Source organism: Pseudomonas mandelii, from assembly GCF_006438925.1.
Taxonomy (GTDB): domain Bacteria; phylum Pseudomonadota; class Gammaproteobacteria; order Pseudomonadales; family Pseudomonadaceae; genus Aquipseudomonas; species Aquipseudomonas mandelii_C.
The window spans coordinates 21466-43967 of sequence record NZ_RCZA01000004.1; the positions used below are offsets into that span (position 1 = coordinate 21466).

The window sequence follows — 22502 nt, forward strand, 5'->3', positions numbered from 1 at the left end:
ACCACATAGAGGTTCTCGCCATACTACGACTGCGCAGATCAACATTTGTCTTGAATGCATAGTGTGAGTCTGCACAATCTGATCGAATATTCAGTCGCCGGCCTGGTTCGCCCGAATTCGCAGATGCGCCCGAATGGGTGCATCTGGCCATTATCTGCCGATCATGGCTACAAAGTATGCTCAGCGCGATGGCTTCGGACTCGCCTTGCCGCTTAAAGAACACTTTGCAGCCTCAATCAACCAGTGCGCACGTTTTACCAATTCAGTTCCATGCGTTTCGGGCAACTGGTCAATCAGCATCACCAATGCCCGGTGATCTTCAGTTGTAGCGTCGTGATGCTCACTCAGCTCGACCATTGCGAGCAGCTCCAGCCACGATGCTTCCTGGGCGCGTGCCTCCTCAATCGCACGCCGCACCGCCGCGTTGCTGGCATCCGACCGACCCTGAGCTCGCGCGATCGCGGCCTCCAGCAGCAACAGCTGCGGCAGGTATACGCGTTCTCCCAGTTCCTCTCCCACCCGGAGGGCTTCCTGCAATTCTACGTGCGCTGCGTCGCAATCGCCTGCCAGTAGCAGCGCCTCGGCGGCGTAGCCGAGTACTTCGCTGGCTCCGGAGCGCATACCGAGTCGGGTGTGTTCCTCGTAGGCTTCACGGATGTGCCGATAGCCGTCGTGGGGGGCGCCGTTGCGCGCGTCGGCCCAGCCGCGCCACCAGCGGCAAGCTGTGCGCCCGAGCGCGAGCGAATATTCATCGACGAGCTTCTGCATATCGTCAGCCAACGCTGCCACCCGCACAGGGTTTCCCAGTCGTACCTCGATCAAAACCTCCTGCCAGGTCGCGACCAGCCATGTCATAGGTTGTCGAAGCGTATGCGCGCGGGTTCGTGCCCGCTGCATATGGGTTCGGCCTTGCTCAATCAGGCCAGACCGCACCAGCTCGATGGCCAGCATACCGTGCAGCATGACCTGGGGATCTGCCGCAAAGATCTCGTTTGTCCCTATGCCCAGCGGCTCGGCGATCGCGAGGGCCTGCTCTAACCAGCTGCGTGTAATTTTCGTGCGGCCCTGGAGGTGATGCACCTCGCCCTGAACGATGCACGCCGCCAGCATGAGCTTTTGATCGTTTGCGTTTAGGGAGAGAGCTTCAGCACGCTCTGCCACTTCCAAAGCCTGCGAGTAGTCGCCGCGCAGACCGAGTAGATAGCCGAATCCGTGCAGAAGGCGACCGCGCATAGGGTGCTCGGGTACCTCCGCGAGCAGCGTGTACGCCCGTTCGAAAGCGCTCTTGGCTTCGCTGCCGACACCGAACATGTGGAAGGCCGAAACCCCCTGCAACGTGGCCAAGGTAATTTCGAGCGTATCGCGCTCCGTCCCTTCGGGTGTCTGCATAAGCAGGATTAGGGCACGCTCAGTGAGACCGATGCACAAGTCCGGACTGAAGTGCAGTAGCGCGGCTTCTGCGGCCTCGGCGTAGTAGCGCAGTGCGATCATCGGCAGCCGAGCACGGTCGAAGTGCATCGCGAGTTCTGAAGCAGCAACCGGCACACCGGCCGAGCGCTCACGTTCGAGGGCAGTGCCAACCTGGCCATGGAAATCGATGCGCAACGAACGCGGCGTGCGGTCATACAGCACCTGGCGAAAAAGGGCGTGTCGGAACGAGTAAGGAGGCTCTACCGCCTCGTCAACATCGGGAACCCGCGGTTGTGTGAGCCATACCTGCTCACGCATCAGTTCTTCACAGTCGCCAATCACCGAAGAGAGATTGCGCTCGAGGGCCAGCGAAACTGTCTCGATCCGGAAGTCGGTCCCGCACACCGCAGCTGCGGAGAGGAGTGTTCGTTGCTCGGGAGCCAGCTTGGCAATGTAGTGATCGATGATGGCCGCAAGGTTGTCGGGAACCGCCAGATCCGCCAGCCGAGCTTCGACGGTGGTTTCGTCTTCTTTCGCATCCATCACTTCAGTGATGACTGAGGAAACGAACAAGGGCACGCCGTCGGTCCGTTCGTGCAGGGCGCGCACGAAGGCTTCGTCGCGTGCTAGTGAGGCTGAACGCAGCGCCACATAGTCGGCGACCTCGGTTTCGGAAAAAGGGTCGAGCACCACTTCCTCGCACAAGCGTTGCAGACGCAGTTCGTGACGCAATGAGTTGAGCGGATGGTCGAGCGCCACCACTTCGGCAAGGCGGAAGCTTGACAGCCACATGAGCCGTGCGGGGCTACGCCGTCGCGCTATGTAGTTAATCAGCTGAACCGTCGCCCGGTCGCTCCAGTGCAGGTCTTCGGTCATCAGCAATAGCGGACGCAGCTTTGTGTAGCGGTCCAACAGTTCACCGAATTCCCTCAGCATGCGTTCCGGGCCGACGCCGGCCAGCTCGCGCCGCAATGCGTCACGTTCCTCCGTGCTACTCAACCACGGCAATTGCAGCAGCCAGGTTGGTGCCACATCGCGCAACAACGCCGGCAGGGTCGGGTCGCTGCGGCACAAATCGGCCAATGCCTCCAGCACCGGCAGGTAGGGTTCGCCGGTGCCGAAGTGCTCCATGCAATGGCCGCGTGCGCAAGCGATGTCGCCAAGGCCGGCGCGGAAATGTTCGATCAACGTGGTCTTGCCGATCCCCGGTTCTCCAGCAAGCCAGACAACGGCCCGCTGACCGCTACCGGCCCGCTCCCACGCCCGTTGCAGTCTGGAGACCTCGTCAGTGCGACCGATGAATGACGACTGAGGTGTGTCGGTCGCCGTAAGCGCCATGGGTGTAGGCGGCCTCGAAGCAGCAGGGGGCGAGACGGCGATGAAGCGATAGCCGCGTCGCGACACCGTCTCGATAAAACGAGGGTGCTTGGGGTCATCGCCCAACACCTTACGCAGATCGCTGATGGCCGTCTTCAGGACCGAATCGCTGACAAACCGATGCCCCCACACGGCATCCAGCAAGGCGTCTTTGGATACCAACGACCCCGGCTGGCGTGCGAGCACGCATAACAACAGAAAAGGGGTCGGCGCCAACGCCACAGCTTGCCCATCACGCAACAAGCAAGCGTTGGCCTCGTCGAGTTCGAACTCGCCAAAGTCAAGCAGGACGGGGGTCGGATGGGGCTGCGGACGCGCCACGGTTGATTCCTAAAGACTTAAAACATGGTGGTGCGCTGAAGATTCGCACGTGATTCAGCGTTGAAAAAAACAATGTTCCTGCCGTTCTGGTCCTGTCGACACGTCTTCTTGCACCGACTGTTCTCCAACCTCGGCTGGGGCCCTGGCAGCCACGCACTTCAGTCCTGGGCCATTGCTCCCATGACAACGCTGATCGGCTCTGAAGCCAAGCGTCGTCGGTCGGAAACTGGCACGCGCGCAACTTCACGCCACGAGCCTTCTTCGCCTTAACGCGGCCACTTACGCCTGTATCTCTGCTCGTCCGGTCGGTCACATCACGGCTTTTCAATGATCTCAAAAAATAATGACAAAAACATCAATATTGAAATATCTCTCAATTTTGCATACCTTGTTTCTGCCTAACGATGAGACCTGCGCGCCTCACGACTTCAATCACAACAAGGGCTCGAAATGAACAACAACAAAAAAGATTCCGAATTGCTTCCCTCCGCCGTCGATGTGCTGGTCGTCGGTAACGGTCCGGTAGGTGCGACAATCGCGGCGCTGCTCGGCCGCTACGGGGTTACGACCCTGGTGCTGGATAAGCTCCATGAAATCGTACTGATGCCTCGTGCCATCGCTCTGGACAACGAGGCCCTGCGCATCCTGCAACTCGCCGGATTGTCGGAGGACGCTTTCGAGAAGATCGTTATCCCGGAAGTGAAGATGCACTCTCCGGTCCTCGGGCAATTCGGTCGAGCCAATACCGAGGGATGTATCGACGGCCACCCCAAGCTTGTGACGTTCTATCAACCCGATCTCGAACGAGCGATGCGTGGCCAGGTTTCCCGACTGAAATCAGTGACCAGCCTGGGTGGTTTCGAGCTGGAGAGTCTGGTTGAGGAAGCTGATTGCGTGGTCGCCACCGTACGGGATCAAAATGGGCACTCGCATTCTGTTCGTTCCCAATACCTGATCGGTGCGGACGGCGCTAGTTCCAGGGTCAGGGCGCTGATCGGTCAGGAGTTCGAAGGACAAACCTATGCAGAGGATTGGCTGATTGTCGATGCCAAGAACCGGCATCAGTCAGCCATTGATCACATTGAGTTTATCTGTGATCCGCGGCGCCCGACGCCGCACATGCCCGCCCCCGGTGGAAGGGAGCGCTGGGAATTCATGCTGCAACCCGGCGAATCCAGGGAGGAGCTGGAAAGCCCGGAAAGCATCGCTCGGCTCATTGCGCCATGGGTCAATCCGTTGGAGTTGGAAATCGAACGCAAGGCGGTGTATCGATTCCACGCGCGTTGCTGCAACCGATTCAGCAAGGGACGTACTTTCCTCGTTGGCGACGCTGCACACATCACCCCTCCCTTCGTCGGACAAGGTCTCGTAGCGGGCCTTCGTGATGGCGCCAACCTGGCCTGGAAGCTGGCTTGGGTCCTTCGTGGCCACGCCGCGCCTGCGATACTCGATACCTACGATCTAGAGCGCCGCCCACATGCTCAGGCGATGATCAATCTGGCGAAACTCATGGGCCGCCTGGTGATGCCAAAGAACAAGATCGCGGCTTTCTTCATCCACGGCCTGATGCGCATGCTGGCGTTGACTCCCGCTACCAGAAGGTACTTCGAGCAGTTGGACATCAAGCCGAAGAACACTTTCATGCACGGCCTGTTCGTGCAGCATCGCCGGGGTGACAAGCTGGTACGTGGCAGCCTGTTTCCCCAAGCTTGGATTCGCACCCTGCAAAAGCAGATCAAGCTGAGCGACGATGCACTGGGAGACAACCTGACCTTGGTTGGATTCGGTGTTGACCCGTTGTCCCTGCTCACCACTGATCAGATCGTTGCCTGGGAAAAGATGGGCGGTCACTTCTTAGAGGTCAGACCTCGCGGCCAACGCTCCGGCGGCAGCTGTGACTTCATCGAAGACATGAACCATGAGATCTTGCCACTGGCTGCTAAAGGAACACTCGTCGCCGTTCGTCCTGACCGTATCATCATGCACCACGCCCCTGGCACAGAGGCTAGCAAGCTCCTTCGAGACTGTCGGGGTCTGCTGATGAGTGATGGCGCCACTCCTGACGGCGTTTCCATTACTATCAACGAGCCGATTAGATTAAGAGCTTGATCATGAATTTCCCCACACCTCCTTTAGATGCTGCTGTGCCAGAACCTCTCACCAGGGGGCACAAGAAGCGCGAGCGCACCCGTCGCGGTCTGGTCGACGCGGCATTGCGACTTGTCGCTCGTAAGGAGGTGGGGGATATCGGATTGTTCGAAGTCGCCGCCGAGGCGGCGGTATCCAACGGCACCATCTACAACTATTTCCGAACGCGTGACGAAGTACTCGAAGCGGTGGGCATCGCCATGGCCGCGGAGTTTTCTGACGCCATTTCTGTCCTGAACGCGGACGTGCAGTGCGGAGCACAGCGGCTTTCGATTGGCGTACGCATGTTTGTGTGTCGGGCTGCGGCTGACCACCAATGGGCGAATGCCCTATTGCGCATCATCCATTTCGACCAGGCCATGCGCTCGCGCTTGGCTACTCATGTAATGGGTGATCTGCGTGAGGGGTTGCGTGCAGGAACTTTGGCTTATGAGGACGAGGGGGTCGCCCTGGATTTGGTCTTGTCGTGCACAACCGGAGCGATGCGCTCAGTTATCGAGGGACGTGCAGTGGTGGAGCACGATGTGCGGGTCGCCGAAATGATTCTCCAAGCTCTAGGCGTAACGCCTGCCAGAGCCAGGAAAATCGCCGGCAAGCCTCTACCGGCCTGAACTGAAGTCATCCTTGATTTGTCAGGCTTGATCGATCCATCGCCGATAGCTCTTCGCCTGGCGACGAACCTTCAACTGATTTCCGATCAATGCCATGAGTGGCGACGTCCCGGGGTTTGTCCTTTTTCCTTGGCTCAGCAAACCGAGCTGCTTCTTGACCACCGATGCCACTGCAAGCGACGCCAGCGCTTTGTTCTTCCAGCGGACGACGATGGGCTCCACTTTGATGTCCCGACCTGCCATCCACTGTTTCGGCAGAGCTGGCTCGATTGCTAAAGCAGTGGCAAGTCCGACCATCGACACCGAGCCGCTCACCACTCGCTCCGCGACCTCCTTTCTACGCACGCCGCCGGTGACCATCAGCGGCATGCGTGCTATTTCTCCTATTTTTTCTGCGAACTCGAGAAAGTAGGCTTCTCGAGCCAGGCTGCTGCCATCGCGGGTCTGTCCCTGCATGGCTGGGCTTTCATAGCTGCCACCCGACAATTCGACCAGGTCGACCGCCTTGGCGTTAAGCATTTCCACTACGCGAGCCGCATCCGCGGCATCGAACCCGCCACGCTGAAAGTCCGCGGAGTTGAGCTTTACAGCGACGCAAAAGATCGGTGCCACTCGCTGACGTATTGCGTCGATGGTTTGCAGGAGAATTTGCGCACGATTTTCCAGGCTGCCGCCCCAGCGGTCGTCACGCCGATTGGTCAAGGGCGACAGGAATTGGCTGAACAGATAGCCATGCGCCGCATGAATCTCCACACCCGTAAATCCGGCGCGCTCAGCCAGCACCGCCGCGTGGGTATAGCGCTCAATCAGTTCCTCGATCTCCTGCTCATCCAAAGCTCTGGGCGGCACAAAAGCTTTTGAAAGTCCGGGGATATCGACCGCAATGGCGGAGGGGCCTCTTGCCGGCTGTCCCATTGAAGCCAGTAGCTGACGTCCGGGATGATTAATCTGCATCCAGGCTTGGGCCCCGCGACTGCGGCAAGCTTCGGCCCATAACCGGAAATTGCGCAGATTCCGATCATCCTCAAGCACTACGCCAGCGGGTCCGGTCAAGGCGTGACGGTCGACCATGACGTTGCCAGTGATGATCAGACCGGCACCACCCTCCGCCCAACGCTGGTAGAGCTTAACCAGCGCTTCGCCAGGAGCGTGTTCGTCATTGGCAAGGTTCTCCTCCATGGCAGCCTTGGCGATTCGGTTCGGAATCACCGTACCGTTGGGTAATCGAAGCGGTTTGAAGAGATTTGAGCCGGTCATGTTGTGTCCTGGTTTTCATCGATGGGCAGAGCCAGGTGCTTGCCGAGAAGACGAACCTGAGTCATGACATAATTGAACACTCGTGTTCAATTATGTCAATGTGCAGGGCTGTTATTGATCCGGCGACATCGATTATGGCATCCAAATTATTAGGTTGTGCGCCGGTTTTTCAGACAAAAAATCCAACATGCTTAAAAATATGGTTGACGCAGAATGAACACGAGTGTTCAATCGCTCCATAAGGTAATCCTGGAGAGAGAACCGTGGAATCCCTGAATCCAACACAGCGCCGCATCCATCAAGCTGCCTTTCGCCTGTTTGCCGAGAGAGGCACCTCACAAGTGAACATCCTGGACCTCGCGCAAGAGGCAGGCGTGGCGCGCGGAACGGTCTATAGCAACATCGACAGCATGGAAAGCCTGTTCGAGGCGGTCGCCAGCCATCTCGCGAGGGAGATGCATGAGCGCGTCAACAAGAGCTTCAATTCCCTCTCGGATCCCGCTCATCGCTTGGCCAATGGCATTCGATTCTTCATTCGCCGAGCGCACGAAGACTCCCAGTGGGGCGCGTTCATCCATAAATTCGCCATGAGCAATTCGGCGTTGCGCGAAATGTTCAGCAGCCAAGCGACCCAGGATCTTCTGAGCGGGCTTACCACTGGGCGCTACACGTTTGCGCAGGAGCAATTGCTCTCGGTACTGACGTTGATATCGAGCAGCGTGCTTGGCTCGATTTTCCTGGTACTGGAGGGGCACCGAACTTGGCGCGAGTCGGGCTCTGATACCGCCGAACTGGTACTGCGGGCATTGGGTGTGCCGTCAGAGGAGGCTCGTGCGTTGGCGACCCAAGAGTTGCCGGCACTTCCATCTCTCGACTGAGCTCGTAATTGATTTGACTGAATAAACCCCTGAGTTTTCAGGGGTTCGGGACAGCTTTGCCCTAAAAACCCGGAAAACAAGAACAATGAACAACAAAAACGAATTGCACCGGTTGGCGACACCACACCCCGCGCGGCATCCGCAGCCGACGGTAAAGGCCCAGGATCTGACTCACCTGATTTTCCAACGGCCGGACTTGAATGAGGCGGCGCGTTTCCTGACTGACTTCGGTCTGACGGTAAATCGGCAGGAGGCCGATACGCTCTATATGCGGGCCACCGACGCCACTGCATATTGTTACCGTGTCCAACGGGCCGAACATGCACGTTTTATCGGGTTCGGACTTGCCGTGCAGTCCCAGGAAGATCTGGAAAAGCTCACTCGAATCCCGGGTGCCTCATCGGTCGAGAAATCGGAACATCCTGGTAAAGGGTATTACGTCAGACTGACGGATCCTTCCGGTTTCATTGTGGAAGCCGTCTGCGACCAGACACCAGGCAAGGCGCTGGCACATAGAGCTCCTCTCAACTGGAATCTGGCGCACGAGCAACCCCGAATCAACGCCACGCAGCGCCCGCCGATTGCTCCCCCTGAGGTCCTCAAGCTTGGCCACATCGTCATTGAAGTGGCTGACTATCAGGCGACCTGTGCCTGGTACACCCAGCATTTCGGGTTTATTCCCAGCGATGTGCAGGTACTCCCCGACGGCACCCCCATCGTCGCTTTCATGCGCCTTGATCTCGGTGACAGGCCGGCAGATCACCATACGCTCGCGATTGCGCAAGGGTTCATGGCCACCTACAGCCATAGCGCCTATGAAGTCGTCGATGCAGACGCCGTCGGTATGGGGCAGCGCGTCTTGCGCGAGCGCGGTTGGGAGCACTCATGGGGCATCGGCCGGCACATTCTGGGCAGTCAGATTTTCGATTACTGGCAAGACCCATGGGGCGACAAGCACGAGCATTACTGCGACGGGGATATTTTCACCACCACTCGGCCTACAGGCATTCATCCGGTGAGTCCCGAGGCAATGGCGCAGTGGGGGCAGCGCATGCCCAAGAGTTTTACCAAACCCAAGATGAACCTGACCAATGTGCTTCTGCTGATCCGCAACCTGCGACGCAGCCCGGACCTGACCATTCGCAAGCTGATAACACTTATGCGGATGTTCGGGTAGAGCTGCCGCCATGTCGGACAACTCAACCCGGTTTGGCCGGCGGGACGTGCTTAAAGCCGCCGCTTTGAATGCTGGCGGCGCGTGGGTCTACAACGTTGCCAGCCCCGTTTCAGAACAACACCACAGTTCTCGCGCCACCGAACGCGGGACAAACGCCGCTCCAGGAGTACCTTCAATGTCTGCTGTACACGTAGTCCGCTTTGAATTTGAGAACGGTATCCACTGGGGCGTGCTTCGCCAGGGCCGTATCACGGTCATCCCCGGTGTTTTTGAAACCACCGGTGACTTCATTCGCCAGAACAGAATCGACGACCTCGCTCAAATGAAAGGCTCTGAGCTTGCGGAGGGCGAAGTAAAACTGCTGTCGCCGGTGACCCGTAACCAGCAGTTCGTCTGCCAGGGTGCCAATTACCGTCAGCACATGATCGAGTCAGGCATGGACCCGGATGCGAAGAAATTCAACATGATCTTCACCAAAGCGACCAGTTGCCTGGTGGCGGCTGACAGCGACCTGATCAAGCCGCGCCACGTGCGCTTCCTTGACTACGAGATCGAACTGGGGCTTGTGATGAAGCGCTCGATCACCGGCGCTATTGCTGTCACTGACGCCAATCTGCACGAGTTCATTGCAGGCGTCGTCATTGTCAATGACTACTCGGCTCGTGACATTCAGATTCCCCAGATGCAGTTCTACAAGGGCAAGAGCTACCGCACGTTCGGCCCGGTCGGCCCGTACCTCTGCCTTCTGGATGCCAAGGACATGCATTACCTCAAGGCACTGCAGCTGAAGCTGACGGTCAACGGTCAGGTGCGACAGGAGGACAGCACGGCCAATCTGGTTTACGGCCCCGCTGAAACCCTTATCGAACTCTGCGCCTTGCAAGATCTCGACGCTGGAGACCTGATCGCCACCGGTACGCCTGCCGGCTGCGCTCTAACGATCCCTTCGCCCGCAAAACAGCGCATTGCGGCCCTGATGCCAGAAGCCACCAAGTGGAAGCTTTTCCTCAAGGCGCAAGAGGGCCGGACGCAGTACCTCAAGGCCGGTGACGTGGTCGAAGCGCGCATTCGTAGCGCCGATGGTGTGATCGACCTGGGCGTGCAACGCAACCGAGTCGTAGAGGAAGCCTGACAATGATGGTGCGATCTCTGAACGACATTGAAAATATCGAGCAGGTCCCGTTGGCGGAGCGTGGCTTGGCTTCCAGTACCTATGAAGCGCTGACACGGACAGCCAAGCTCAGCCCCAACGCGCCGGCACTGAGTTTCTTCGCCGACGCTGCCAGCTTCAGGAACACCCACCACTGGAGCTATGCCGAACTCGTCGAAGATATCACTCGCGCGGCGAATGCCTTTCACGACCTGGGCATTACCCCGGGTGAAGTGCTGGCCTTCATCCTGCCCAACCTGCCGGAAACCCATTTCACCATCTGGGGGGGTGAAGCGGCCGGTGTCGTCATGGCGATCAATCCGCTGCAAGAGGCCAAACAGATGGCTGCCTTGCTACGGGCCGCCAAGGCCAGCGTGGTGGTAACGCTCGCACCGACGCCGGGCAGTGACATTTGGCCTAAGCTGGCCTCGCAGCTGGATCAACTTCCCGAGATCAAGCACGTCATTTGGGTTGGCATGGGCCCCTATGTTGATGTAGCTCAGCGTGAATCGCTTGAATCCCTGGCAGAGAAAGAACATGAGTTGCACAGGGGGGCCACGATTCACGAATTACGGACGCTGATGGATGCTCAACCAGGCACGCACCTGAAAAGCGACCGGCAATTCCGCCCTGAGGATCGTTCCTCTTACTTCTGCACCGGCGGTACCACCGGGCTACCCAAGATAGCAATGCGAACTCATGGGGCGGAGGTCTTCAATGCATGGGCCATGGCTACGCACATGCAACCACAGGGGAGTCGCCAGGTCATTTTTTGTGGATTACCGCTGTTCCACGTAAATGCACAGCTGGTGACAGGCCTGATGCCTTGGACCCAAGGGGATCATGTCATCCTCGGCACACCGCACGGTTATCGCGGTGAGGGTGTGATCACACGCTTCTGGGAGATGGTTGAGCACTTCGGCATCAACTTCTTTTCCGGCGTTCCAACCGTCTATTCCGCACTGTTGCAAAACGAGCTGGAAGGCCGCGACCTGTCCAGTCTTCGTTATGCCATGTGTGGTGCCGCGCCGATGCCGGTCGAGCTTTTCCGGGAGTTCGAAGGCCGGACCGGGGTAAAGATCCTCGAAGGCTATGGACTCACGGAAGGCGCGTGCGTCTCCTCGGTTAATCCGCCCCATGGCGAGCGCTATATCGGCTCTATCGGTATACGAATTGCTTACCAGGACATGCGCGCAGTCATGCTCGATGACGCTGGAGTTTATCTGCGCGACGCCGACATCGATGAAATTGGCCTGATCGCCATCACGGGTCCGAACCTGTTCGAGGGTTACGTTGAAGATAGCCACAACCGGGGCCTGTGGATTGAGATCAATGGTCAGCGCTGGCTGAATACAGGGGATCTGGGGCGTCAGGATGCAAATGGCTACTTCTGGCTGACCGGGCGCAAAAAGGAGCTGATTATCCGCGGCGGCCACAATATCGATCCAAAACAAATCGAGGAGGCTTTACAGGCCCACCCAGCGGTGGCGTTGGCGGCTGCCATCGGCAGCCCGGACGCCTATTCGGGTGAAGTGCCGGTCGCTTACGTGCAACTGCGACCAGGCCACGTCTGCAAGGTTGAAGAACTTGAGCAATTTGCTCAGCGCCACATCAGTGAGCGGGCGGCCATTCCCAAGCGGATCGAAATCCTCGAAGCACTGCCATTGACGGCGGTGGGCAAGATTTTCAAGCCTGCTTTGCAGCAACGCGAGGTGGCCCGAGTAGTTCGGCAGGAAGTGGAACGCATGTGTCTGAAGGACATTGCGGTCGAGGTGATTCAACACGAACAACGTGGGTTAGTCGCGTGCATCCGGGCCGGACGAGATCAAGAGGCCCTGGCCCTCCTTCTTGGTCGCTATAGCTTTCAAGTGGAGTGGTTCAAATGATCCTGACTTCGTAAGTTCGGCACCTCGGCCCTGGTTGTCGTCAGCCAGGGCCTGTTTACAACTCGATCAATTCCAACCGGCACTGCCAAGTGCACCGGAAGGCGAAGCCTTGCCTGCGAACCAATCAATAACAACAATACGAGGGTGGGAAATGAAACTGAGCAACCGTGCAACCCCGTGTCACTCAGCTGTGCGAGAAGTGTCTTCCTGGATCAAATTTGCTGGTGCCGCGGCAATACTCAGCGCGTCCACAAGCGCGGGCGCCAATGGCATTGCCTTGAACGAGCAAAGCGCAAGCAGTGCGGGAACTGCTTATGCGGGGAGGTCGTCTTCTGCGCTGGACGCCAGCACTATCTTTGGAAATCCTGCAGGTTTGACCAAACTGAAACGTACTGAGATTTCCGGCGGAGCTGCGGTCGTCTCGGTGAGCGATGACATCAGTGATGCGCAGAGCAGTGCCTCAGGAACGAATAAAGGGGACTCGGTACCGCTGGGGGTTGTGCCCTTCGCTTATATGTCGACGCCACTTGATGATCGTTTTTCGATTGGCCTGGGTCTCTATGCTCCGAGTGGTCTGATCAATGATTACGAGAGCTCTTTTCAGGGTCGCTACCATGGCTCCTATAGCACGACCAAGGAAATAACCCTGCAGCCCACCATTGCCTATCGGATCAATGATTACGTGTCCATTGGTGGCGGACCGACCATAAACCGTTTTAATGCAAAACTTCAGAATTACCTGGCCACCGGCGCCCTTAACAATGGCGAGGACACACTGGTCACCATCAAAGGCGATGACACCGCACTTGGCTACAACGTCGGCATCCTGGTTGACTTTACTGAGGCTACCAGTTGGGGGGTTAACTATCACTCGAAGGTGGACTATGAACTCGAAGGGCATACTGAGGTTTCCGGCTCCCCGAGCGTTATTCCGCTGGACGGAAAGTATGACAACAAGATAGACCTCACGATGCCCGAATCCGTGGACACGTCCATCACCCATCATTTCGACAGTCGCTGGACAGGTTACCTGGGAACTACCTGGAAACGTTGGAGCCGGATCCAGAAGGTCGAGGCAGTCAACAGCGGTCTTTCCCCCGTGGGCCAGGCGGCGGGCCTGGGAAGTGTGACCGAAGAAATGAACTGGCGTGACACCTGGTCTACTGCCGTGGGCGCATCCTATCAGTGGAACCAGCAATGGCTACTGCGCGCTGGCTACGCCTATGATCCGTCGCCCGTTAGAAATGCCGATCGCAGCGTGCGCATTCCGGTTGGGAATCGCCAAGCCGTGACCTTGGGCGGTGCTTATTCGCCGAATTCCGATCTGACGATAGACTTTGCTTACGGTTATCTCTGGGATTCCAAAGTCTCGATAAAGCAATCGAACAATTCCGGTGTTCAACCGGAATACAGTGCTAATTACGACAATAGTGCGAATGGAGTTTCAGTGCAGGCAACCTATCGGTACTAATCGACCTGACCCAGAGCATTTCCACTAAGAATTGATTCAGTAGTTTTTCCAGCGCCCATTGCTGAACCTGTCATGGGGGCTCTTTACAGCGGGCGGACGCTACGCGTTCCACGGCGTTAGTAGCCATGCATAATCGAGGCGCTTTACCAAGCTCCTTGCTGTCGGTGCACTCTCCACAAGAGGGGCTCTGCTTTATCTCTGCGCCTGTCTGAAGGTCGTTGCTATCCGTGGCGATTTGGAAGACCCCGAACTCGCGCTCCGCGAGTTCGGGACGGCGCCACCGAATTACGCAAATCAAAGCCTGGAAGTTTTGTGGTGCTAAATCGCTACGATTTACTTAAGTGAATGGCAGCTTTTGACTGTGGATTCAACCGGTTGAATCCACAACCCTTTGTCGCCTCTCGACTGATCACTCCTTTTAGGCTCTCTACTTCCGGGAGTGGGCTGGCCTGAGGACAGGAACACCACGCACTGGCTTGAGAACAGAGGCACGATTGCGGCGGTGGAGATCTCGGTCGATATTGTCAGGCGAGCGTAAGCGCAGGCCCGACATCAACACGGCCGGGCTTTCAAGGTGTTCCAGGGCGATCGGCTTCTGACACAGCAGCGTTTTACCGTGCGCTGAGTCATTAATGCCCGGGCATTGGACTGCGTGGGCGTTTTTCATCGCGTTTTCGCCTTGCCGAGTCAGGGCTCGCAATGCGGCCCGGTTGAGGCAACCGGGGCGTACGCAGTAACAGACTGATTTCCTCTGCGCTCACCGCTCTGCTGAAAAAGTGGCCCTGAATTTCATCGCAGCCGTTTTCACGCAGGAAGGTTTGCTGCTCTTCGGTTTCGACGCCTTCGGCAATCACCTTGAGGTTCAGTTTGTGCCCCAACGAAATCACCGCGGTGGCGATGGCTTTGTCGTTCTCGTTGTCGGGCAGGTCGCGCACGAAAGACTGGTCGATCTTGAGTCTCGCGATCGGGAAGCTTTTCAATGCTGCGAGGCTGGAGTAGCCGGTGCCGAAGTCGTCGATCGAGAGACTGATCCCCATGGATTGCAGTTCCTTCATTTTGCTGATGGCTTGCTGAAGGTCTTGCATGATCAGACTTTCGGTCAGTTCCAGCTCAAGGTACATCGGGTCCAGTCCGGTTTCTTGCAAGGCATGCATCACCCGGTCGATCAGGTCCCTTTCGATGAACTGGCGTGCTGAAATATTCACCGACATGGTGATCGGCGGCCAGCCCGCATCTTGCCAGGCCTTGTTCTGTCTGCACGCGGCATGAATCACCCAGTCGCCGATGGGCACGATCAACCCGGTCTCTTCGGCCTGCGGAATGAATTTGATGGGAGACACCATGCCGAGCTCGGGGTGTTGCCAGCGGATCAGTGCCTCTACGCCGATAATCTGACCAGACTGCAAATCCACCTGTGGCTGGTACAGCAGCAGGAACTCGTCATGGTTGAGTGCGTTTCGAAGCCCGTCTTGCATGGCGAGCTTGCCCTGAACCTTGTTATTCATCTCGCTCGTATAGAACTGGTAACTGTTGCGACCCAGCTCCTTGGCCCGGTACATGGCGGCGTCCGCGTTGCTGAGCAACGTGTCGGTATCCCTGCCGTCGGCAGGGTAGGTGGCCAACCCCATGCTGCAGGTGACGTGGAGTGTATGTCCGCTGAGCTGAATCGGCCGCAGGATAGCTTCCTGGATTTTGTGCAGGGCTGGCGTGACGCCGTCGAGGTCTGAGGGCTGGTCGAACAGGATGATCACAAACTCGTCGCCACCCAGTCGCACGACGGTGTCGGTGCGGCGTACACACTCCAGCATGCGCTGGGCGACGGTTTTCAGCAGTTCGTCTCCAGCACTGTGCCCAAGGCTGTCATTCACCAGTTTGAATTTGTCCAGATCGAGAAACACCACCGTCACCAGGCGGTCGTAGCGCTGAGCATAAAGAATTGCCTGCTTGAGGCGGTCTTCGAGCAGTGTGCGATTCGGCAGCCCGGTCAGTGCGTCATGGTCGCCCATATAGCGAATGCGCTTTTCGGTAAGTTGGCGTTCTATCGCGATGCCGGCAAGCGGTGTCGCCATGTCGATCAGTCGCGTCTCGGTCGAGCTGGGGCTGCGTACGGTGTTGGAATACAAGGCAAACGTACCCAATACCTTTCGCTCATGGGACAGAATCGGCGTCGACCAGCAGGCGCGAAATCCATAGAGCGCAGCGGCTGAACGGTACTCCTCCCACAGCGGATCCAGCTCGATGTCCGTGACGATGACCGGTTCTCGTCGATACACCGCGGTGCCGCATGAACCGACGTTAGGACCGATCGCAATCCCGTCAATGAGCTGGTTATATTCTTTCGGCAAACTGGGGGCAGCCCCGTGCAGCAGGTGCTTGCCATCCTCATCCAGCAACAGGATGGACACCATCATCCCCTCCAGCTGGGACTCCACCAGGTGAGCCAGGCTGTCGAGGACTTCTGCAAGCTCGGTACTCCTGGCGATCAGCTCCAGGACATGACGTTGTCCGGCACGGATGACGGCTTCTTGCTCTAATCGGCTGTTTTGCAGGGCGAGCCGCTCTGTGGCGATACTCAATTGGACCGTTCTTTTTTCCAGCTGAAGTCGGTCTTTGAGGAATTGATTCACCGCGCGAGCCATGTTGCCGATCTCGTCCTTCCCATGTTCCGCCATCATCAAATGCGTTTTGTCAGTGTGTTCCTGACGCAATTGCCGGCTTATTTCATTCAGACGCACGAGGACATGACGGCCCATGAAGACCCGGGTCACGAACCAGGCGAACACCAGGCTGGCGCCCAACATGATCAGCACCCATTGCTGGCTACGATTTGAGGCCTCGACCAGGCGCTGCAGGGCTTCGCGATAGTCTTCGGTGTAAGCACTGGATTGCTCACGGGCCACCGCAACCAGAACCCCGGCCTCATTCTTCAGTTCCTCGTTGAAGCGCTGTATGACGTTGTGCTGATTGATGAGCCTCAGGCGCAGGAAGAAGAGATCGGGCGTCTCCACATCAGCGTCGGGTAACTTGCCTGCTGTGCGTGACAGGCGCTCATATCGGACCCGCAGCCGTTGCACGGCATCACTGTCAACAGCCTGTGGCAGATCGAAAAGTAACACCGCCAGTTCCAGGCTGGCCCGGGCCTGAGTCGCGGTTAACCGGGCGGTGTGATCCTCCATGGTTTGCTCGAAGGTGACCTCGGTTTGCAGCAGGCTTTCTCGCAGCTGCGCAACGATGTTGGCGGTATTGCGGAACATCTGACTCGACTGATGCATGTCGAGTATCGCCACGCCACTGTTCGCGGCAGTCAGCTGCTGCACGAGTTGATCAAGGGCTTCAAGCTGTTCGACGGTCGCCGCATAGCTTGAACGCAGGGTGTCGGGGGAGCGGGTTGTCAGAAGCTGATCGGTTTGGCGTTCGATCAGCAAGGTACGCTGCAGCATGTCTTGCCCATTTTGCATGCGGACCAGACGTTCATCCGTCAGCTGGCGGGTGGCGTTGTTTGACGTGCGCAAGGCGTAGACCGCCGTTGCACCACTCGCCAGGATCAGCAGCGCCAGCGTCAGAAACGCCAGTGTGAACTGTGCGCGTAGCGATTGCGGCAATAAATGGCGTCCGAGCCGGGAAATAACGTCCAAATTCAGGGGTTCCATTGGTGGCGATAGATGTCTCGATAGCCATTGTCAGGGTCGTACTGGAATTTCTTCCCGCCGTCGAAGGCGATATTGTCGGCATTGACCAGGTGGATCGGCGCGACGAAGCCGCTCACCGGCTGACCTGCAAACAGCCGGTTCAATTCATCCATCACTTGCCAGCCATGCAGGTTGAGCGGCTCGGCCACGGTGACGGTCTGGTAGGTTTTTGCCTGTATGCGCAAGAAAGCCGAAGCGCTGCCGTCACCGGCAGACAACAGACTGATGCCGTCGCTGGGTATTGCGGCGTTGGTCAATGAGGCAATCGAGTAGTCGAAATAGATATCGTTGATGGCCAGCGTGTGGGTCCAGCGCTTGCCATAGCGCTGAAGCAGCTCCTTGGTGATTGCCGGCATCTTCTCGCCACTTTCGGAGATCGCGACATCGCGCACTTCCAGCAACGTACATTCCTGACAGGCCCGAATGACGTTTTCCATGGCCTTGGCTTTCGCCATGGCGATGCTGTACTTGGAATCGGTCAGGATGACTACGCCGGCGTGTCCGTTTGACTGTGCCACTGCCGCCATGGCCGTGAGGCGAGCCACTTCGAGAGGGTCGGTCGTAACGTTCATGGCCACCGGCGTGCCGTCAATCGGCCCGGGGCGTGCCCCGGCGTGCCAGCCAACCACCGGCACATCCCTGTTGGCGAAGAGGAGCAGCGCCGCCTTGTTCTCAAGGGCATCAGAGCCGCACAGAATGAGGCCGTCGGGTTTCGCTGCCAGGGCATCGGAAAAGGCCTTCGCGCGCCCGGCCGATGATCCAGCGCCATCGAATATCTTCAGCGTCCAGCCCATCGCCTTGGCAGCCTCGCGAGCGCCCTGCGCGACACCGACAATGCCTCCGTTACGCAAATCTTCTGCGACAAAGGCGATGCTCTTGCCCCGCAACGCTTTCGGGCCGGATTCAGGGCCGCTCCAGCGAACGGCTTCGAGGGTGGCCCTGGAAACGATTTCCTGCGCTTGAATCACCGTAACCGTGGGGTTTTCGACACCCGCTGCGGTTGGCAGGTTCTGGCCGAATCCGGGAGTTGCCGTGAAAAGACAGAAAGCCGTAATTGAAGCCATCCAGAGCAGCCCGGGTCTAATCAGACAGGTTCGATCACCGCCTGTGATGCCGGGTCTGGAGCCGATGGCGCGATCATAGTCTGGCATGGCGTCCCTTTTTGCCAAGAGTGCAGCGTTCACTGTCCGAAAGGATAGTCGGTTCTGCTGTCATCCGGTTTTTTGTGGGTAAGTGCGCGAACTTCAGTCCTGAACATTCAGGAAATGGGACAGGGTCCATGGCACAAAACAAGGGACGAAGGCCAATTGCATCGTTGACTACATTGAGTGGATTTACAAGGCTTCGATTTTGCATAAACAACAGGCAAAAAAACGGCAGCCGAGCGGCTAATGCCGATTAGTTAAGCCGTAACGCGATCCGTAGCAGCTGGCGATGCCTGCGTTCGGCGTTGTAGCAGCTGTCGAGCTTGCGAGGCTGCGTTCGGCTGCGAAGCAGTCGTAAAACCTGTGTGCGAGGTTTAACTGAAACACCGCACTGCCTGATTTAACGACTGCTGCGCCCGAGCGCGGACCGAGCCGAACGCAGGCTTCGCCAGCTGCTACGGATTGTATCGTTCCTTAACTGATTGGCATTACGGCACACCCACGCCTTTACAAAGCGCTGTTGTACAAATCCGTCACCAGCATGCAACCGGGGGCATGGGTGATACACAGTGGCGGGCGTGAGGCCTGCACCACCGATTGAGGCGTCACACCGCACGCCCAGAACACCGGTATTTCGTCAGCTTCAATGGGGACGGCGTCGCCGTAGTCCGGGGTGTTGATCGCGTGGATGCCGATCAGCGACGGATCGCCGATGTGCACGGGAGCGCCGTGGACATTGGGCATGCGTGCGGTGATTTGAATGGCCTGGATGGCGGCAGCGGCTTTCATCGGCCGCATGCTCACCACCAGCTTGCCACCGAGGCGAGCGGTGGGGCGTGTGTCGATGTTGGTCTGGTACATGGCGACATTGCGCCCCAGATCGATGTGCTTGAGGGGGATGCCGGCATCCAGCAGCGGTTGTTCGAAGGAGAATGAGCAGCCGATGGCGAACGCCACCAGGTCATCCTGCCAAAGCTGCTCGATATCCAGCGGTTCTTCGCTCAGTTCGCCATGGCGATAAACCCTGTATCGGGGCACATCATGGCGAATATCAATGGCTGCTCCGAGATTGCGGAAATACGGATCGCCCGGTTCGGTAATGTCGAGCAGCGGGCAGGCTTGACGATTGAGGGTGCAATACCTGAGGAACTCGTTGGCCCAATCACTGGGCAGAATCACGATATTGGCTTGCGCCCGGCCTTGGCCCAGGCCGCTGGTGTGCCCCTGATAGTGCCCGGCGGCGATGCTTTGGCGCAGGGCGAGAGGGGTGCTGTGCTGCAGTTGTTCGAAGGACAGGGCGGCTTGATTCATCATGGTATCTCTACAGGTTCGTTGACCCTTTTTAGAAAACCGCGGTGATGCCGTCCAACAAGGAATGTTGTTGCCCCCAAACAACTAAAAGTTATTCAGGGGGCAGTCGGCTGTCGAGGCCCGGCGCCGCCACCATGAGTAACGGACCGACATCCGCAGCGTATTGGCAGACTACCTGGCGGCTCATCTCGACGATGTTCTCGATCAGTTCCAATCCGACCCCCGCGCGCCAAGAGGCCACGACATCCAGTTGCGGCAAACGGCTACCGGGATCCAGCTGGATCAACTCGCCGCTGGCCAGGGGGTTGGCCACCAGTGCCGCCGGCAAGGCGCCAATACCGAAGCCGTCACGAATCAGCCGGGTCATGGCTGACACCGAGTTGACGCAACTGACGCGCGGTGCGCCGATGCCATGGGCGTGCAACAGGTTGAGCACGTCCTGATGCGGTCGTGAGTGTTTAACGAAGGTGATGATGCGCTCACCGGCCATCTCGGTGAGCGAGGCATAAGGCCGGGCATAGATCGAGTTGCTGGCGGCGATCCAGTGCATGGGGTAGTGCGCCAGTTCGAGGTTGCGCACGCTTTCGTGGCGGATCAGGTCTGTCTGGAAAACGATGTCCAGGTAGCCCTTTTGCAATTGCTCGCAGAGATTGCGCGCGGCGTCGGCAGTGATCTCGATTTCCACGGCAGGGAAGGTCTGCATCAGGGTCGACATCAACGGGCTGAGCCAGGTGTGAATCACCGTATCCATCACGCCGATGCGCACCAGGCCCTGCTGCGGGCTGGTGTTGTCCAGCGAGCGTTTCAACGCGCGCTGGACCTCGAGCATCTGCTCGGCATAGTCGAGCACCTTGAGGCCTTCGGGCGTCAGCGACACTCCGCGTGAATCGCGCACGAACAGGCGCAGGCCCAACTCATCTTCCAGCGCGGCGATCCGGCTGGAGATCGCTGCCTGAGTGCTGAACATTTTCTCGGCGGTCAGGCTGAAGCTTTGCAGGCGGGCGACCCAGACGAAGGTTTCGAGGAATTTGAGGTTCATGGCGGTTCCCTTGGCGCTTGTGGCTCTTGTAATGAGGGGGCGGGTTGCAATTGTTACTCCAGAGTCCGACTTCGCGGGCATCAAATTTTCTTATGCATAACCTCGTCTTTTTCCCGTTTGACGCCGTTCTGCCCCGGCACGAAGAATCCGCTCCACGACGCAGGTCACTGCGTCCGCCCCCACGACAACGCCTTCACAAAAAAACAATGAGGCGTGTCCGTCATCTTCGCTTGCTGTCGCAGGAACTTCCTCCATGGAAAAAACCATGACTTATCACATGCCTTCAAATGTGGGCCGCACCGGCTCGTTCGGTGGGTACGCCCAGGCGGGCTCGTTGCTCGTCCTGAGTCTGCTCTGTGCAACGTCCGCTCAGGCGGATTTCGTCGCGGACAGTAAAGGCAGCCTGGAAGCGCGCAACTTCTACTTCAACCGTGATTTTCGCCAGGACGGTTCGCGCGACAAGGCCGAAGAATGGGCGCAGGGTTTTCTGTTGCGGATGGAGTCGGGTTACACCGCTGGCACGTTCGGTTTCGGCCTGGATGTTTTGGGCATGGCCGGTTTCAAACTGGACTCCGGCGGCGGGACGGCGGGTACCAATCTGTTGCCGCCGAATGGGTCCGGCGGCTCACAGGATCGCTATGGCGAGTTAGGCCTGACGGGCAAAATGCGCGTGTCCAACAGCACCTTGAAATTCGGGACATTGCAGATCAAGGACCCGGTGGTGAATTCCAACGATACCCGCCTGTTGCCGGGCACGTTCAAAGGCGGCCTGGTGAATGTGCAGGAAATCGATCGTTTGAAGCTCACGGCCGGTCAGCTCACGCAGATCAATTTTGTCGACTCCACCGACTATCAGGACATGACCGCCAACCGCATTGGCGGGCAGAGTGACAGGTTTCAATTTGCCGGGGCGGACTATCAGTTCCTGCCGAACCTGACCGCGCAGTACCGCTATGGCAAGCTGGAAAACATCTACCAGCAAAATTACCTCGGGCTTGTGCACGTGCTGGACCTGGGCTCCGGCCAGTCGCTCAAGAGCGACGTACGCTATGCGCGCAGTACCGAAGACGGCAACTTTCGAGATATCGACAACCAGGCCTTCGGTGCGATGTTCACCTATAGCCTTGGCGGTCATGCGCTGGGCTTTGGCTATCAACGCATGAGCGGCGACGATCCGTTTCCGTATATCGGGCGCAGCGATCCGTACCTGGTCAACTTCGTGCAGATCGGTGACTTCGCCAACATCGACGAACACTCCTGGCAAGCGCGCTACGACTACAACTTTGTCGCACTCGGCGTGCCGGGATTGACCTTCATGACCCGCTACATCTCTGGCGACAATGTGCAACGCACGGCGCCGGGTGAAGGCAAGGAATGGGAGCGCAATACCGATATCGCTTACGTGGTGCAGGACGGTTCGTTGAAAGGGATTGGCCTCAAATGGCGCAACGCGTCAGTACGTTCGAACTTTGGTAATGACCTGGATGAGAATCGCCTGATCGTCAGCTATACCGTGGCGCTGTGGTAAAGGCTGGACGGACCTTATATTCGATACAGGAATAAGCAAATCTATATTTATTCCTTTTAATATTGGTTCGTGAGGTTCATTTTGAAGGCCTGCACATCCGTGCG

14 protein-coding genes and 1 pseudogene are annotated in these 22502 nt (G+C 58.0%); 9 read left to right on the plus strand and 6 right to left on the minus strand.

Annotation, left to right across the window (positions count from 1 at the left end; translation table 11 throughout):
* Positions 1–180 precede the first annotated feature (180 nt).
* Positions 181–3108 carry an ATP-binding protein gene (locus EAH74_RS10100; protein ID WP_140677992.1) on the minus strand — a complete coding sequence of 976 codons (2928 nt, stop codon included), beginning with the start codon at positions 3106–3108 and terminating at the stop codon, positions 181–183.
* A gap of 450 nt (positions 3109–3558) precedes the next feature.
* On the opposite strand from EAH74_RS10100, the gene EAH74_RS10105 reads away from it, so the two are divergent.
* Both EAH74_RS10105 and EAH74_RS10110 read left to right on the plus strand, forming a co-directional pair.
* Complete coding sequence (locus EAH74_RS10105; RefSeq protein ID WP_140677993.1) at positions 3559–5217, plus strand: bifunctional 3-(3-hydroxy-phenyl)propionate/3-hydroxycinnamic acid hydroxylase; 1659 nt, start codon at positions 3559–3561, stop codon at positions 5215–5217.
* Between the two features lie 2 nt (positions 5218–5219).
* Positions 5220–5867 (plus strand): TetR/AcrR family transcriptional regulator, encoded by a 648-nt coding sequence (locus EAH74_RS10110; protein ID WP_140677995.1) that lies wholly within the window; start codon positions 5220–5222, stop codon positions 5865–5867.
* Between the two features lie 21 nt (positions 5868–5888).
* On the opposite strand, the gene EAH74_RS10115 is transcribed toward EAH74_RS10110, so the two are convergent.
* Positions 5889–7124 (minus strand): NADH:flavin oxidoreductase/NADH oxidase family protein, encoded by a 1236-nt coding sequence (locus EAH74_RS10115; protein ID WP_140677997.1) that lies wholly within the window; start codon positions 7122–7124, stop codon positions 5889–5891.
* A 263-nt stretch (positions 7125–7387) separates the two neighbouring features.
* Between EAH74_RS10115 and EAH74_RS10120 the strand changes: the two genes are divergently transcribed.
* The 6 genes and pseudogenes from EAH74_RS10120 to EAH74_RS33300 all read left to right on the plus strand — a co-directional run.
* Positions 7388–8002 (plus strand): TetR/AcrR family transcriptional regulator, encoded by a 615-nt coding sequence (locus EAH74_RS10120; protein ID WP_140677999.1) that lies wholly within the window; start codon positions 7388–7390, stop codon positions 8000–8002.
* An 85-nt stretch (positions 8003–8087) separates the two neighbouring features.
* On the plus strand, positions 8088–9179 hold the full coding sequence (locus EAH74_RS10125) for a VOC family protein (protein WP_140678001.1): 1092 nt from the start codon (positions 8088–8090) through the stop codon (positions 9177–9179).
* A gap of 175 nt (positions 9180–9354) precedes the next feature.
* A complete protein-coding gene (locus tag EAH74_RS10130; protein WP_140678003.1) occupies positions 9355–10311 on the plus strand; it encodes a fumarylacetoacetate hydrolase family protein in 957 nt (318 codons plus the stop codon).
* 2 nt (positions 10312–10313) lie between these two features.
* Positions 10314–12215, plus strand: a complete 1902-nt coding sequence (locus tag EAH74_RS10135; protein ID WP_140678005.1) for an acyl-CoA synthetase — start codon at positions 10314–10316, stop codon at positions 12213–12215.
* 151 nt (positions 12216–12366) lie between these two features.
* Positions 12367–13686 carry an OmpP1/FadL family transporter gene (locus EAH74_RS10140; protein ID WP_140678007.1) on the plus strand — a complete coding sequence of 440 codons (1320 nt, stop codon included), beginning with the start codon at positions 12367–12369 and terminating at the stop codon, positions 13684–13686.
* A gap of 433 nt (positions 13687–14119) precedes the next feature.
* Positions 14120–14224 (plus strand): annotated as a pseudogene (locus tag EAH74_RS33300) (cupin); the annotation flags it as partial.
* A 91-nt stretch (positions 14225–14315) separates the two neighbouring features.
* Here the strand turns inward: EAH74_RS33300 and EAH74_RS10150 are convergent.
* From EAH74_RS10150 to EAH74_RS10170, 4 genes are all read right to left on the minus strand, one after another.
* On the minus strand, positions 14316–17336 hold the full coding sequence (locus EAH74_RS10150) for an EAL domain-containing protein (RefSeq protein ID WP_140678009.1): 3021 nt from the start codon (positions 17334–17336) through the stop codon (positions 14316–14318).
* Positions 17324–18343 carry a substrate-binding domain-containing protein gene (locus tag EAH74_RS10155; protein ID WP_140678732.1) on the minus strand — a complete coding sequence of 340 codons (1020 nt, stop codon included), beginning with the start codon at positions 18341–18343 and terminating at the stop codon, positions 17324–17326. Before EAH74_RS10155 ends, EAH74_RS10150 begins: the two co-directional genes overlap by 13 nt.
* Positions 18344–19027: 684 nt before the next feature.
* Complete coding sequence (locus EAH74_RS10165; protein ID WP_140678734.1) at positions 19028–19831, minus strand: putative hydro-lyase; 804 nt, start codon at positions 19829–19831, stop codon at positions 19028–19030.
* Between the two features lie 91 nt (positions 19832–19922).
* Complete coding sequence (locus EAH74_RS10170) at positions 19923–20870, minus strand: LysR family transcriptional regulator (RefSeq protein ID WP_140678011.1); 948 nt, start codon at positions 20868–20870, stop codon at positions 19923–19925.
* Positions 20871–21135: 265 nt separating this feature from the next.
* Between EAH74_RS10170 and EAH74_RS10175 the strand changes: the two genes are divergently transcribed.
* Positions 21136–22398, plus strand: coding sequence for an OprD family porin (locus EAH74_RS10175; protein WP_430539762.1), 1263 nt, complete (start codon positions 21136–21138; stop codon positions 22396–22398).
* The last annotated feature ends 104 nt before the right edge of the window (positions 22399–22502 follow it).

What these genes read in the sequence shown, in the direction of transcription:
- EAH74_RS10105 (WP_140677993.1), top strand. Translation starts at nt 3,559, where the DNA reads ATGAACAACAACAAAAAAGATTCCGAATTGCTTCCCTCCGCCGTCGAT.
- EAH74_RS10110 (WP_140677995.1), top strand. Translation starts at nt 5,220, where the DNA reads ATGAATTTCCCCACACCTCCTTTAGATGCTGCTGTGCCAGAACCTCTC.
- EAH74_RS10115 (WP_140677997.1), bottom strand. Translation starts at nt 7,124, where the DNA reads ATGACCGGCTCAAATCTCTTCAAACCGCTTCGATTACCCAACGGTACG.
- EAH74_RS10125 (WP_140678001.1), top strand. Translation starts at nt 8,088, where the DNA reads ATGAACAACAAAAACGAATTGCACCGGTTGGCGACACCACACCCCGCG.
- EAH74_RS10130 (WP_140678003.1), top strand. Translation starts at nt 9,355, where the DNA reads ATGTCTGCTGTACACGTAGTCCGCTTTGAATTTGAGAACGGTATCCAC.
- EAH74_RS10135 (WP_140678005.1), top strand. Translation starts at nt 10,314, where the DNA reads ATGATGGTGCGATCTCTGAACGACATTGAAAATATCGAGCAGGTCCCG.
- EAH74_RS10140 (WP_140678007.1), top strand. Translation starts at nt 12,367, where the DNA reads ATGAAACTGAGCAACCGTGCAACCCCGTGTCACTCAGCTGTGCGAGAA.
- EAH74_RS10150 (WP_140678009.1), bottom strand. Translation starts at nt 17,336, where the DNA reads ATGGAACCCCTGAATTTGGACGTTATTTCCCGGCTCGGACGCCATTTA.
- EAH74_RS10165 (WP_140678734.1), bottom strand. Translation starts at nt 19,831, where the DNA reads ATGAATCAAGCCGCCCTGTCCTTCGAACAACTGCAGCACAGCACCCCT.
- EAH74_RS10170 (WP_140678011.1), bottom strand. Translation starts at nt 20,870, where the DNA reads ATGAACCTCAAATTCCTCGAAACCTTCGTCTGGGTCGCCCGCCTGCAA.
- EAH74_RS10175 (WP_430539762.1), top strand. Translation starts at nt 21,136, where the DNA reads ATGACTTATCACATGCCTTCAAATGTGGGCCGCACCGGCTCGTTCGGT.